15 protein-coding genes are annotated in these 12,604 nt (G+C 75.3%); 6 read left to right on the top strand and 9 right to left on the bottom strand.

Going from position 1 to position 12,604, the window contains the following annotated elements; genetic code table 11:
- Positions 1 to 28: 28 nt before the first annotated feature.
- Positions 29 to 619, top strand: a complete 591-nt coding sequence (locus ACQP2P_RS18420) for a TetR family transcriptional regulator (RefSeq protein WP_433617583.1) — start codon at positions 29 to 31, stop codon at positions 617 to 619.
- A 222-nt stretch (positions 620 to 841) separates the two neighbouring features.
- Here ACQP2P_RS18420 and ACQP2P_RS18415 read toward each other — a convergent pair whose 3' ends face one another.
- The gene (locus tag ACQP2P_RS18415; protein WP_433617582.1) at positions 842 to 1,810 is read right to left on the bottom strand and encodes an ArsR/SmtB family transcription factor; all 969 of its coding nucleotides are present in this window, start codon (positions 1,808 to 1,810) and stop codon (positions 842 to 844) included.
- Positions 1,811 to 1,873: 63 nt separating this feature from the next.
- Here ACQP2P_RS18415 and ACQP2P_RS18410 point away from each other — a divergent pair, with 63 nt between their 5' ends.
- Positions 1,874 to 3,190 (top strand): MFS transporter, encoded by a 1,317-nt coding sequence (locus ACQP2P_RS18410; RefSeq protein ID WP_433617581.1) that lies wholly within the window; start codon positions 1,874 to 1,876, stop codon positions 3,188 to 3,190.
- On the top strand, positions 3,187 to 3,696 hold the full coding sequence (locus ACQP2P_RS18405) for an AAA family ATPase (RefSeq protein ID WP_433617580.1): 510 nt from the start codon (positions 3,187 to 3,189) through the stop codon (positions 3,694 to 3,696). The genes ACQP2P_RS18410 and ACQP2P_RS18405 overlap by 4 nt, the downstream gene beginning before the upstream one ends.
- On the opposite strand, the gene ACQP2P_RS18400 is transcribed toward ACQP2P_RS18405, so the two are convergent.
- The gene (locus ACQP2P_RS18400) at positions 3,677 to 5,791 is read right to left on the bottom strand and encodes a methyl-accepting chemotaxis protein (protein ID WP_433617579.1); all 2,115 of its coding nucleotides are present in this window, start codon (positions 5,789 to 5,791) and stop codon (positions 3,677 to 3,679) included. The two genes, ACQP2P_RS18405 and ACQP2P_RS18400, sit on opposite strands and share 20 nt — an antisense overlap.
- A gap of 59 nt (positions 5,792 to 5,850) precedes the next feature.
- Here ACQP2P_RS18400 and ACQP2P_RS18395 point away from each other — a divergent pair, with 59 nt between their 5' ends.
- Positions 5,851 to 6,450 carry a GNAT family N-acetyltransferase gene (locus tag ACQP2P_RS18395; RefSeq protein ID WP_433617577.1) on the top strand — a complete coding sequence of 200 codons (600 nt, stop codon included), beginning with the start codon at positions 5,851 to 5,853 and terminating at the stop codon, positions 6,448 to 6,450.
- Here ACQP2P_RS18395 and ACQP2P_RS18390 read toward each other — a convergent pair.
- From ACQP2P_RS18390 to ACQP2P_RS18380, 3 genes are read right to left on the bottom strand one after another with little or no spacing between them, the layout of a single operon-like run.
- Positions 6,419 to 7,045 carry a hypothetical protein gene (locus ACQP2P_RS18390; protein WP_433617576.1) on the bottom strand — a complete coding sequence of 209 codons (627 nt, stop codon included), beginning with the start codon at positions 7,043 to 7,045 and terminating at the stop codon, positions 6,419 to 6,421. The genes ACQP2P_RS18395 and ACQP2P_RS18390 overlap by 32 nt on opposite strands.
- Before the next feature lie 43 nt (positions 7,046 to 7,088).
- Positions 7,089 to 7,361 carry a hypothetical protein gene (locus tag ACQP2P_RS18385; RefSeq protein WP_433617574.1) on the bottom strand — a complete coding sequence of 91 codons (273 nt, stop codon included), beginning with the start codon at positions 7,359 to 7,361 and terminating at the stop codon, positions 7,089 to 7,091.
- A 43-nt stretch (positions 7,362 to 7,404) separates the two neighbouring features.
- Positions 7,405 to 7,686 (bottom strand): hypothetical protein, encoded by a 282-nt coding sequence (locus ACQP2P_RS18380; protein WP_433617572.1) that lies wholly within the window; start codon positions 7,684 to 7,686, stop codon positions 7,405 to 7,407.
- 191 nt (positions 7,687 to 7,877) lie between these two features.
- Between ACQP2P_RS18380 and ACQP2P_RS18375 the strand changes: the two genes are divergently transcribed.
- Together ACQP2P_RS18375 and ACQP2P_RS18370 are read left to right on the top strand one after the other, a co-directional pair.
- Positions 7,878 to 8,438, top strand: coding sequence for a helix-turn-helix domain-containing protein (locus ACQP2P_RS18375; RefSeq protein WP_433617571.1), 561 nt, complete (start codon positions 7,878 to 7,880; stop codon positions 8,436 to 8,438).
- A gap of 11 nt (positions 8,439 to 8,449) precedes the next feature.
- Entirely contained in the window at positions 8,450 to 8,968 is a 519-nt protein-coding gene (locus ACQP2P_RS18370; protein ID WP_433617570.1) for an N-acetyltransferase family protein, read from the top strand.
- Here the strand turns inward: ACQP2P_RS18370 and ACQP2P_RS18365 are convergent.
- The 4 genes from ACQP2P_RS18365 to ACQP2P_RS18350 all read right to left on the bottom strand — a co-directional run bounded on the left by ACQP2P_RS18365 (position 8,952) and on the right by ACQP2P_RS18350 (position 12,552).
- Positions 8,952 to 9,509, bottom strand: a complete 558-nt coding sequence (locus tag ACQP2P_RS18365; protein WP_433617568.1) for a hypothetical protein — start codon at positions 9,507 to 9,509, stop codon at positions 8,952 to 8,954. The genes ACQP2P_RS18370 and ACQP2P_RS18365 overlap by 17 nt on opposite strands.
- Before the next feature lie 82 nt (positions 9,510 to 9,591).
- Positions 9,592 to 10,512 (bottom strand): serine hydrolase domain-containing protein, encoded by a 921-nt coding sequence (locus ACQP2P_RS18360; protein ID WP_433617566.1) that lies wholly within the window; start codon positions 10,510 to 10,512, stop codon positions 9,592 to 9,594.
- A 1-nt stretch (position 10,513) separates the two neighbouring features.
- The gene (locus ACQP2P_RS18355; RefSeq protein WP_433617564.1) at positions 10,514 to 11,290 is read right to left on the bottom strand and encodes a hypothetical protein; all 777 of its coding nucleotides are present in this window, start codon (positions 11,288 to 11,290) and stop codon (positions 10,514 to 10,516) included.
- A gap of 83 nt (positions 11,291 to 11,373) precedes the next feature.
- The gene (locus ACQP2P_RS18350; protein WP_433617562.1) at positions 11,374 to 12,552 is read right to left on the bottom strand and encodes an FAD-dependent monooxygenase; all 1,179 of its coding nucleotides are present in this window, start codon (positions 12,550 to 12,552) and stop codon (positions 11,374 to 11,376) included.
- Positions 12,553 to 12,604 lie beyond the last annotated feature (52 nt).

Below are 12,604 nucleotides of genomic sequence, written 5' to 3'. Positions count from 1 at the left end.
AGACCCGCGTGCGACAATCGGCGTCATCATGCAGACGCGGTCGGAACCCCAGCAGCAACGCAGCCGCGACAAGCGGGACCGGGTCCTGGCCGCGGCCGCCACGCTGCTGCAGGAGCTGCCGTTCGACGACATCGGCACCCGCCAGATCGCGGACCGCGCCGGGGTGTCGGTCGGCTCCCTGTACCGCTTCTTTCCCGACAAGGACGCGATCTTCTACGCCCTGTCCGCGACCTGGCTGGACAAGGTCCTGGACCTCATGGACGGCCAGCTCGCCGCCCCGCCGCCGACGGTCGCCGAGCTGGTGAACCGGGTGGTCGAGGCGTTCGCGGAGTTCTTCCGGGCCGAGCCCGGCTATCGGCAGGTCTCGCTGGGCAGCCAGACGCTGCGCATGGCCCCGGGCTCGGGTGCGCGCAACGACGAACAGCTCGCGGACCGCCTGCGCACGGTGCTGGTCGAGCACTACGAGATGACGGCGACGGACGACCTGAGCCGGCGCCTGCTCCTGGCGGTGCGGCTGACCGAGTTCATGCTGAACCAGGCCTTCCGCACCGACCCGGACGGCGACCCGTGGGTGCTGAACGAGCTGAAGACACTGCTCCTTCGCTACCTGTTCGCCTGACCACGCGCCGGCCTATCCACCTGTCCATGCGCCCGCCAGTCCCCCGCCGTTCGTTCGCCCCCGCGTCCACCGGCCCGTTCGTTTGCTCGCCCCCTTGCACGCTCGCGGACCGTTCGCCGCGCTCATCCGCGTTGCACGTTCGCTCATTGCACGCCGCGCCCACGCTTCGAGCACGTTCGCGCACTGACCGCCGCGCGCGCTTGCACGCTGCCGCGCGGGGGCCTATTCGTCGTGGCCGGTGCAGAGGGCGTCGCCGAGGTCGGTGCGGTAGTAGAGGACCGAGCGGCCGGCCCGGCGCCGCGCGGTCAGGGCCGCGTCGCGCAGGACCCGCAGGTGGCCGCCGACCGAGCCCAGGGGCAGGCCGGTCAGGGCCACGAGCTGCGTCGTGCTCTTCGGTGCGGCCAGGAGTGTCAGGATGCGCGCGCGGGCGGGGCCGATGAGGCGGGCGAGGGCATCGGGCGGTACGACATCCGGGTCCTGCGCGAGCCAGCCCGTGCACGGATAGATCACCGCGTGCACGTCGCCCGGCTCCTCCCAGCTCACCCAGCCTCGATGGGCCGTGGTCGGCACGAACAGCAGGCGGCTGCCGCTGACGTCGCGGGGCGGGTAGTCGTAGGTGTTGATCTGCAGCCGGCCGTCGCCGAGCCAGCGCATCCCGGGGCGCATGCCGTCGAGGACCGCCGCCCAGCCGCCCGAGGTCAGCCGGTCGGTGCGGGCCACGATGTCGGCCTCGAGGACGCGGCGGCGACGGGGCCAGCCGGGCCGAACCATGTGCCGCCACACCCAGTCGAGCAGTTCCACCGCGCGTTCGACCAGCCCCGGTTCGAGCAGCACCGGGGCGAGCGGGCGGTCCAGCGTCTCGAGGAGGTCGCGGCGGGCCTGTTCGTCGGTGGTCGCGGCGACGCGGGCGAGCTCGTCGGTGAACCCGGGCGCCTCGGTCCGCGGCGGCTTGACCAGGAAGTCGGCGAGCCAGCCGGGGCGGATCGCGTCGCGCAGGAACGGCAGCGCGAAGTCGTCGGCGCCCCAGCGCGCCCGGAACGCGGGCAGCGATGCGGCGAGCCACTCCCGCTGAGCGGGCGAGACGCGGTGCTGGCCGTTGAGCGCGGCGAGCCCGCCGACGGTCTCGGCCATGGGTGACACGACGAACCGGCTGCTCGCCAGCACGTCCGCGTCGATCCGCCAGAGCCCCATGTTCGTTTCGCCCCCACCCGAAACTCTACGACCGCGCGTTCGCGCACCCGCAGACTGCCCGTCATGCGCACGTACCGCGAGCTGTTCGCCGCAGCCGAGTTCCGAGCCCTGTTCGCCACCGTCTCCGCGCAGGTCGCGGCCCAGACGGTGAGCGGCATCGCCCTGGCGACGCTCGTGTACGGCCGCACCGGCTCGCCCCTGCTGTCCGCGCTGAGCATGTTCGGCAGTTCGTTCGCTCAGGTCGTCGGCGCGGCGACGCTGCTGTCCGCGACCGACCGGCTCCCGCCCCGGGCGGCGCTGACCGGCCTGGCCGCGTTCACCGCGCTCACCACCGCGGCGCTCGCGCTGCCGGGCCTGCCCATCGGCGCGGTGCTGGCCGTGGTGCTGGTCCAGGGCCTGGCCGCCTCGATCGGCGGCGGTGTCCGTTTTGGGCTGCTTGCCGAGATCGTGCCGCCCCGGGGGTACCTCCTCGGCCGCTCCCTGCTCAACATGTCCGTGGGCGCCATGCAGATCGCCGGGTTCGCGACCGGCGGCCTGCTCCTGGCCGCCGCGACCCCGTCGTCGGTGCTGCTCATCGGCGCGGCCCTGAACCTGCTCGCCGCGACCGTGGCGCGCCTGGGCCTGTCCCGCCGTGTCCCACGCGCCGCCGGCCGCCCGTCGATCCGGGCCACCTGGCGAGGCAACCGCGACCTGCTGTCCTCCCCCGCCCGCCGCGCCGTCTACATTGGACTGTGGGTGCCCAACGGCCTGATCGTCGGCTGCGAGGCGCTGTTCGTCCCGTTCTCCCCGGGCTCCGCCGGCGCCCTGTTCGTGGCCGCGGCGCTGGGCATGCTCGCGGGCGACGTCCTGGCGGGACGGCTCCTGCCCGCCCGCCTCCGCCGCCCGCTCACGACGCCGGCGCAGCTGCTGCTGGCCGTGCCCTACCTGCTCTTCGCCGCGACTCCCCCGCTGTGGACGGCGATCATCGTGGCGGCGGTGGCCTCGATCGGCTACTGCGGCAGCCTCCTGCTCCAGGACCGCCTGGTCGAACTCACCCCGCCGGAGCTGCGCGGACACTCCCTCGGCCTGCACAGCTCGGGCATGTTCACGATGCAGGCGGTGGGCGCGACCCTGGCCGGCGCGGTGGGGCAGCTGATGCCGCCGGGCCGGGCGATGGCGGCGATGGCGGTGGCCTCGATCGCGGTGTCGCTGCTCCTGGCGCGGGCATTGCGCCGCCCGAGCACCACGGCCGCCCCCGGCAGCAACACGCCCACGCACGCCGCCACCGTCAACACGCGCGCACCCGCACCCGCGGCAGCCGCATCCACCAGCCCGCCGACCCCACCGGGGCCGACGATCGAAACCGAAACCATGCCCACCGATCCAGAGGAGCCGCCATGACCCGCAGGTTCGTGCTCACCGGGGCCCCGGGAGCCGGCAAGACCACCATCGGCCTCGCGCTGCGCGAGCGCGGGTACACCGTCGTCGACGAGGCCGCCACCGACGTCATCGCCGAGACGCCCGAGATCGAGCAGGACGGGGCGGCGTTTCTCGCGCGGATTCTGCACGTGCAGCGACAGCGGCACGAGGCCGCGACCGGGGCGCTGCAGATCTTCGACCGGTCGCCGGTGTGCACGCTCGCGCTCGCCGAATACCTCGGGATGCGGCCGAGCCGGGAGCTGACGAGCACGGCCGAGCAGGAAGGGGTGTACGAACGGACGGTCTTCTTCGTCCGGCTCATGGACTTCATCGTCCCGACGGCCGCGCGGCGCATCGGCCTCGAGGAATCGCGCCGCTTCGAGCGGATCCACGAGGACGTCTACCGGCGGCTCGGGTACACCCTCGTGGACATCCCGCCCGCGCCACTGCCGCAGCGCATCGACGCGGTCATAGCCGGAATCGGCTGACCAGCGCCGTCAGCGTGGCGGCGTTGGCGTTCAGGCGGGACGCGGCCGCCCGCGACGTCTCCACCGCCCGCTGCGCCGTCGCCACGCTGCTGTTCACCCCGTCGATGTCGGCCGCGATCGCCCCGGAAGCCGTGGCGGCCCGCTGCACGTTGCGCCGCATCTCGTCCGTCGTCGCCGTCTGCTCCTCCACGGCGCCGGCGATGGCGCGCTGGTACTCGCTCACCCGGTCGATCGCCTCCGTGATCGCGTCGATCGCCGCGACCGCCCCCTCGGTGTCGGCCCGGATCGCGGCCACGCGCGAGGTCACGTCGTCGGTCGCGCGGGCGGTCTGCTGCGCCAGCTCCTTCACCTCGCCCGCGACCACCGCGAAGCCCTTGCCGGACTCCCCCGCCCGGGCGGCCTCGATGGTGGCGTTGAGCGCGAGGAGGTTCGTCTGCTCCGCGATGCCCGAGATGACCTTGACGACGTCGACGATCTTCGCGCTGGAGTCGCCGAGCTGCCCCATGACCGTGGTCGCGCGCCGGGCGAGCTGGACGCTGTCCTGGGCGACGCGGGCCGCCTCGTCCGCGTTGCGCGAGATGGCATTGATGGAGGCGGCCATCTCGGCGGAGCCGGTGGCGACGGTGTGCACGTTGCCGGTGACGTCGCGGGCCGACTCGGCGACGGAGCCGGCCTGGCGGGCCGCCCCGGCCGCGGCCCCGCCGAGCTCGTCGCCGACCGCGGCGACCTGGGCGGCCGAGGAGGAGACCTCACCGGCGGTACCGCTGATCTCCCCCAGCAGCCCGCGCAGCTCCCCGACGGCGGTGTTCAGGGCGCGGCCCATGCGGCCGACCTCGTCGTCGCCGCGGGCGTCGACGGTGGTGGTGAGGTCGCGTTCGGCGACGCGCGCGAGGGCGCCGGTGAGCCCGGTGAGCTGGCCGGCGACGCGGCGCGCCCAGTACCAGGCGACCGCGCCGACGACGAGGGCGAGCAGCACCGCGGCGACGGCGAACGTGATGAGCATGCCGCGGCGGCCCTTGTCGAGGGTGCCGGTGAGCGCGGCGGCGTCGGGGCCGTAGGCGCGGGTGACGATCGCCCACTTGTAGGGGGCGTAGTAGGTGAGGGTGACGTCGTTGGCGGCCGCGGGCGCCCCGGTCGCGCCCGGCAGCCGGTAGGTGGCGTGCCAAGCGGCGCCGGCGGCGAGCTTCGGGGCCTGCGTGGTGATCTGGTCGACGTAGGCGTTGCCGGCCGCATCCTTGGCGTCGAGGCGCACCTGGCCGACGTCGGCCGGGAGGCTGGAGGCGATGACGCGGCCGCGGTCGATGGTGTTCGTGGAGTACACCGTGACGGAGCCGTTGGTGCCGACCTTGGTCTCGGCGATGGTCCGGGTGAGGTTCGCGATCGCGTCGGCCTGCGGCACGCCGTAGTAGAGGGCGCCGATGACGGCCCCGGAGGCGTCCTTGACCGGGTCGTAGCCGGTGACGTACCAGGTGTCGACGACGAGGGCGACCCCGCGGTAGGGCTTGCCGTCGCGGATCGCGGCGGCGACCGCGTTCGGGGTGCCGTCGGCGGCGACGGCCGGAATGTAGGTGCCGATCGCTCGCTGCCCGGACTTGTTCGGCACGTTGGTGGCCACGCGCAGCAGGTCCCCGGCGGCGTTCATGCGCTGGAAGATGGTCACGGTGCCGCCGACCATGCCGCGGATGTCGTCGACGACGGGGGTGGGCGTGTTCAGGTCGCGGTTCTGGCCCAGCCAGGCGGAGCCGACGGTGACCCGGGGCAGCACGACGGTGCTCGCCGCCTGGGTGAGCTGGTTGGTCGCGGTCCAGGCGACGGTCTGCGGGGCGAGGCGCATCCCGCCGAGCCGTCCGAGCTCCGTGATCGCGGCGTGCTGGGCCCGGTTGACGCTGTCCTGCACCCCCTCGCCGACGGCGGTCGCGAGCCGGGTGACGCCCTCGGAGACGTGGTCGAGGTCGTCGCGGGACAGCGCCGACACGCTGGTCCGGGCGTGGTCACCGAAGCGGCCGCTCTCCACCGCCCCGACCCCGAAGAGCACGAGCGCGGTGACGACCGTGCCGCCGACGCCGAGCGCCAGCAGCCGATGACGCAGTTGCATACCGGCCCGATCGGCACCGCGGGACGGGAACTGAGCCGGACACGAGCTATGTTTCGGGCATGCTGCGGCCCACCGAGACCTTCCCCCGCACCGTGCTCGGCACCGAGCGGCTCCTGGTCCGCCCGTTCACGGCCGCCGACGCGCCCGACGTGCACGAGGCCTGGCAGGACGCGGCGTTCGTGGACGGCGCGCCGGTCGGCTACCCGTATGCGGCGGCGGACCTGGCCACGGCGGTCGCGTGGTGCACGAGCGGCATCGAGCAGCGGCGGCTGGACGGCAAGGGGGTCGGGTTCGCGCTCGTACCGCGGGCCGGCGGGCGGCTGGCCGGGCACGTGTCGCTGTTCGGCGCCGACTGGGAGGCCCGCACCGCGGAGATCCACTACTGGACGGCGCCGTGGGCGCGGGGCCGGCGCTACGCGGCCGAGGGCGCGGCGGCGGTGGCCCGGTGGGCGCTGACCGGGTGCGGCCTGCGGCGGGTGCACCTGCAGGCCGACACGGCCAACGTGGCGTCGCGGCGCACCGCGGAGGCCGCGGGGTTCCAGTTCGAGGGTGTCCTGCGCAGCCTCGCCCCGACCCGCCAGGGCACCCGGGCGGACATGGCCGTCTACAGCCTGATCAGCGAGGATCTCAGGGCAGCTCGGCGACCCGTTCGCGGCTGAGCACCTCGACGCGCTCGGCGTCGCCGTACTGCCAGGCGATGATCTCCCCGGTGTCCGGGTCGAGCTCGATCGTGAGGCGGGTCGCCGCGACCGGCAGGGAGAAGCCCCGGCCCTCGGCGGCCAGGCCCGGCAGCCCGGCGATCGTGCGCAGGGCGGCGGCGCGTTCGGGGCGGTCGAGGTAGCGGATCCCGACCATGTCGAGCAGGGACGTCACGATCGCGGTCGGGTCGGCGGTGGGGTCCACCGGCGGCATCGGCAGCTCGCCGGAGGAGTAGTCGACGGTCGAGCCGGGCCCGGGCGGGTCGATGCGCCGCTCGGCGACGCGGCCGGAGCCGTCCGGGGCGCGCCACCGCTCACTGTCGAAGCGGGCGACGGCGGTGCCGGAGCGCACCCAGCGCACGAGGTGGACGCGGCTGTACCGCCCGGTGCTGCCGTCGGCCGCGGCCGGCCCGGCGGCCGCGGCGAGCATCAGCAGGCGCTCCCGCGCGGACGGCGCCCCGGGCGGCGGCCCGAGCACCGTCTGCGCCGCGGCCGGCAGCACTCCCGCCGCCAGGCCGCCCAGCACGACCGCCACCACCGCACCGAGAGCCCGCACGTGCCACCTCCCGACGGGTTCAACCGCCGGGAGGCCCGTCGCGTTACTTGCCGGACGTCTTCGATCGGGCGCCGGTGCCCGCGGTGCGCTTGGCCGGCTCGGACTCACCGCCGCCCATGAGCTGCAGGATGCGCGGCGCCAGCGCGGTGGCCAGGGCCGGGGCCAGGGCGTCGGCGAGCGCCCCGGCCATCACCTCGGTGAGCAGCACCCGCTCCAGCAGCGGCGCGCCGCGCGGCAGCTGGGGCATGAGCGAGGCGGCGCCGTGGGGCGCCCGGCCGGCGTCGTTGAGGATGTCGCGGATCAGCTCGTCGATCATGCCCTCGCCCGGCCCGTGACCCCCGTTCTCGTCGCCGGCCATCTCAGTGGCGCGCCAGCAGGGCCGCGAGCAGCAGCGGGTTCTCGATCCCCTCGTGCTCCTCGTCGCGGCGGTTCATGAGCATCGCCAGCAGCAGCGGGTGCTCGATGCCGGAGCGCCGGCCGCGGCGGCGGCGGGCGAGCGCGGCGAGCATCAGCGGGTGCTCGATCATGCTCTCGTGCTCGTCGCGGCGGGACATGAGCGCGGCGAGCACCAGCGGGTGCTCGATGCCCTGGCCGTGATGCTCGGTGCCGATGTCCTGGCGCTCGTCGGTCGCACTGGTCATGGAAGTCTCCTCGCGTCGGCGTGTGTCCCGGCTGCTGCCGGTACGAGATCCACGCTCGCCGGGGCGGGCGTGAGGCGCCGTCACCCGCACGGCGTGAACGAGCCGGGCGCCGGCGGCGGCGCGATCCCACCGCCGATGTCACGCCGCGGTCACACTGGCTTGCGTCCCAGATATGAGATACTGTCCCGGACATGGGAGACGAGCTGGAGGCGCGGCTGGCCGGCCGCCTGGCCGAGCTGCGCGCCGAGCGGGGCTGGTCGCTCGACGATCTCGCCGGGCGGGCCGGGGTGAGCCGCTCGACGCTGTCGCGGCTCGAACGCGGCGAGATCAGCCCGACGGCGGCGCTGCTGGGCCGGCTGTGCTCGGCGTACGGCCGGCCGATGTCCCGCCTGCTCGCCGAGGTCGAGCCGGAGCCCCCGCAGCTCGTGCGGGCCGCCGCCCAGCCGGTGTGGCGGGACCGGGCGACCGGGTTCACCCGCCGCTCGGTCTCCCCGCCGCACCCGGGGCTGCGGGGCGAGGTGGTCGAGGCGGTGCTGGAGCCCGGGGCCGACATCGCCTACGAGGAGCCGCCGGTCGCGGGCCTCGAACACCACCTGTGGGTGCTCGAGGGCGGCCTCGAGCTCGGCGTCGGCGGCGCCGTGCACGCCGTCGGGGCCGGGGACTGCCTGCGGTACCGCCTGTGGGGCCCGTCCCGCTTCGTCAACCCGGGGCCGGCGGCGGCCCGCTACGTCCTGCTCATCGTCCTGCCCTGAGGATGGCTGCGATGCCCACGATCACGCGACTGACCCCGCCGGCGTACCCCGGCCACGTCGACGCCCTCGCCGAGGTCCTCGCCGACGCCGTCGCGCACGGCGCCTCGGTCGGCTTCCGCTCCCCGTTCGGCCCCGCCGAGGCCGCCGCGTGGTGGCGCACCCGCGAGCCGGCCGTGCGCGACGGCTCGCTGCACGTCTGGGCGGCGGTTGCCGAGGACGCCGTCATCGGGACCGTCAGCCTCGCGCTGGAACCCAAGCCGAACGGCCGGCACCGGGCCGAGGTGCTCAAGCTCATGGTGCACAGCCGGGCGCGCGGCCGCGGCCTGGGCCGCGCGCTGCTGGCCACCGCCGAGTCGGCGGCCGCCGGCTCCGGCGCGACGCTGCTGCTGCTCGACACCGCTACCGGGAGCCCCGCCGAGCGGCTCTACGCGTCGGCGGGCTGGACGCGCTACGGCGTCGTCCCCGGCTATGCCACCGACCCGGCCGGGACCTTGGAGGACTGCAGCTTCTTCTTCAAGCGGCTGCGCTGAGCCGCGCCCGGCCGCCGGCCAGCGGCAGCAGGCCGGCGAACAGCAGCACCGCGGCGGCCGGGATCAGGTCGAGGCTCACCGGGATCAGCAGGAACGCGAACAGCACCGCGACCGGGCTCCAGGCGGGCAGCCGGTGCGCGCGGACGAGCTGGACCAGCAGGGTCAGCAGGCCCAGCACGAAGACCGCGTTGCCGGCGACCGGCAGCGGGCCGGGCAGCGGGGCGGCGTCGGCGAACGACGGCACGAGGTCGCCGGCGATGACCCACAGGAACGCGGCCACCCCGGCGAGCGCCCCGACGACGGCCAGGTTGGCGGCCAGCCGGTTGCCGAAGTCGCGCGACGGCAGCATCCGGCGGGCGCCGACGGCGAGCGCGCCGAGCAGCACCATCGCGGCGAAGAACATGACGTGGCCGGCGTTCCACATCCAGGCGCCCTTGTCGCGGTGCCCGTCGAGACCGTCGATGAGCCGCAGCACGCCGTAGCCGAACAGCAGCACCGGCGCCGTGACGGCCGCGGTGCGCACGAGCGGGGAGGAGGTCATGCCACGAGCGTGGCCGCCCGGGCCGACCCGGACATCCGGGCGAAACCCGGACGCGACCCGGAACCGGCACCCCGAGGACGGTTCAGCGCGGGCCGGCGGCGGCCCGGGTGCACAGTTCGTCGCACCACCGCGCGAACGGGCGGCGGTCCCCGCGGGCCGGGTGGACGCGGTTGCTGAGCACGACCAGGCCGTAGCCGCGCGACGGCTCGAACCAGATCCGGTTGCCGACGAACCCGGAGGCGCCGTAGCCGTCCGGCCCGGCGCCGGGGCCGCCGATGCCCCGCGCCGGGTGCAGCCACCACCCGGCCGCGAACCGCTCCCCCGCCGGGTTCGCGGCCAGGCACGGCGGCGTGGGCCCGAAGGCGGCGCGGGCCGCGGCGGTCACCAGCTCGAGGGTGCCGAACGCGCCCGCGTGGCCGCCGTGGCCGCCCATCGCCGCCGCGTTCTCGTCGTGCACCTCCCCGCAGACGAGCCGGCCCCGCCACGGGCAGCGCTCGGTGGCGACCGCGGGCTCGACCGGGCCGCCGAGGCGCAGGCCGCCGCCGTCGAGCGGGCGTCCCGTGAGGTCCTCGACGAGGGCGCCGAGGATGATGTACCCGAGGTCGCTGTAGACCGGATGCGGCTCGCACGGCTCGGTGGCAAGGGCCGCGTCGACGATCGCGGGCCCGCGCAGGGTCTCGTAGAAGCGCACCGTGGCGGGCAGGCCGGCGCGGTGCGCGAGCAGGTCGTCGATGCTCGCCCGGCCCGCCGGCGTCCCCGCGGCGCGCGGCCACAGCCGGCCGATCGGCCGGTCCCGGGGCAGCCCGAGCGCGAGCACGGCGGGCAGGGTGACGAGCACCTTGGTGAGGCTCGCGAGGTCCCACCAGCACTCGGGCGTGGCCGGGCGCCCGGTGCCCAGGTCGGCGATCCCGTGCACGGCCTGCGCAAGGACGCGGTCGCGGTCGAAGACGGCGACCGCGACGGCCGGCATCGGCGCCCGGGCGGCCAGGTCGTCGAGCCACATCTCAGGCGACCGCGGCGTGCAGGGCGCGGGCGGCGCGGATCGCGGAGCGGATCTCCTGCAGGCAGCGGTCCGGGCCCGCGGCTCCGGGCGGCTGCGGGGTGCTCGCGCGGTGCGGGTCGAAGCCGACGGTGTCGATGCCGCAGCGGTAGCGCAGCCCGAGGATCCGGATCGCGTCGCAGTGCTGGAACGGCACGTAGAGCGGCGAGGTGACGACGAGGATGCGCTCCTGCGCGCGCGGCCGGGCGGCGGCCGCCCAGTGCTCGTAGGTGTCCGCGGTGTTCGCCCGGGGCGCGGCCGGGTCCCGCGGCGGGGCGACGAGCACGGGGACGCCGGTGCCGAAGGCGGCCCGGGCCCCGGCGGCGAGCGCGTCCGCCTCCGTCCGGCAGCCCTCGACGCCGGGGACGGCTCGCTCCTCGGGGCCGAGCGGCCGCAGGCTGCCCAGGGCCGCGACCGAGCCCACCCGGCGCGTGGCCGCGAGGCGGGCGGCGTGCTCGGTGCGCTGCAGGCAGGCGCGGGCGAGGCCGCCGAGGATGAGCACGTGCGCGTAGTCGTCGTGCGGCGGCTCGGTGCTGTCCGTCAGCCCGAGCGCGGCGGCCGCCGTCTCGGCCGCGGCCGCGAGCCGCACCGGCAGGTCGACGCGGATCCGGTCCCGCTCGACGCCGCCGAGGCGGCCGCGGAAGTTCCAGTGGGCGTCGGAGAACGCGTCGAGCCAGGCGAGCAGCTCGCCGGTCGGCGCGGAAGGGACCTCGCCGCCGAACGCCGCGACGAGGTCTCGCATGGCCTGCGAGCCCGCCCAGCGGTGCAGCCGGGCGGGCAGCGTGCCGGGGTCGAGCCCCGGCGGGCACTCGGGGAGTCCGGGGTCTACTTCGTCTCCCGCAGGTCCGCGAAGATGTCGTAGCCGTGGATCCAGGCCACGTTGTCCGGCAGCGACTGCAGGCGGGCGTTGCGCTCGTCGGCCGGCGGGCCGTCGGGCACCTGGAAGCAGGCCGCGTTGCCGCGCGAGCCCATCTGGATCTGGCGGGTGCGGGCCTTGCGCAGCTGCTCGTAGCGCTGCAGCCCCTCGGCGACGGAGAGCCCGTCCGCGGACAGGTAGTGCGCGAGGGCGGCCGCGTCCTCGATGGCCTGGTTGCTGCCCTGCCCGGCGTGCGGCAGCATCGGGTGGGCGGCGTCGCCGAGCAGCGTGACCCGGTCGGTGCTCCACTTGCGCAGCGGCTCGCGGTCGTAGAGCGCCCAGCGGCCGACCTCCTCCACGTTGGACAGCATCGACACGACGGTGTCGTTCCAGCCGTCGAACGCCGCGACGGCCTCGGCCGGCTCGCTCCTGGACGACCACGACTCGAGGGTCCATTCGGGGTCCGGCACGTACGCCACGAAGTTGACGAGCTCGCCGCCGCGGACCGGGTAGATCACCAGGTGCCGGCCCGGGCCGAGCATGAAGGTCAGGCCCATCGACTCGGAGCCGGGGACCTTCTGCGCCGGGACGAGCCCGCGGAAGCAGCTCATCGCCGAGAACACGGCCTCGTCGGGCCCGGCGACGTGGTGGCGGACCGCGGAGCGCAGCCCGTCGGCGCCGACGACGACGTCGGCGGAGACCTTGGTGCCGTCGGCGAACTCGATCTCGGCGCCGTCCGGCGCCTCGTGCACGGCGGCGGCGCGGCGGCCCAGGTGCGGGGTGCCCTGGTAGGCGTCGAGCAGGACCTGGTGCATGTCGGCGCGGTGGATGCCCAGGAACGGGCCGCCCATGCGCTCGTCGTACCAGTCGCCCATGGGGTGCTCGTAGAAGATCTCGCCCGAGCGCCAGTGGTGGAACTGGATGCGCTGCAGGTTGCTCGCCACGTCCCGGGCGGCCCGGCCGACGCCGAGGTCGTCCAGGACGCGCATGCCGTTGCCGCCGAGCGCGATGCCGGCGCCGATCGCGCTCAGCTCGCCCGCCTGGTCGTATACCTCGACCTCGTGCCCCTTGGCCTGCAGGGCGATCGCGGCGGCGAGCCCGCCGATGCCGGAACCGACGATGGCGACGCGCAGCGGTGACGAACCCATCGAGTACTCCACGTGTACGAGATATCGACAATGTGACACGGACAAATGGCCC

It is taken from the genome of Dactylosporangium sp. CA-139114 (assembly GCF_050955725.1).
In the GTDB taxonomy this organism is placed as follows: domain Bacteria; phylum Actinomycetota; class Actinomycetes; order Mycobacteriales; family Micromonosporaceae; genus Dactylosporangium.
Note: the sequence above shows the minus strand (reverse complement) of the source record. Positions and strands in the feature narration are given on the sequence as shown.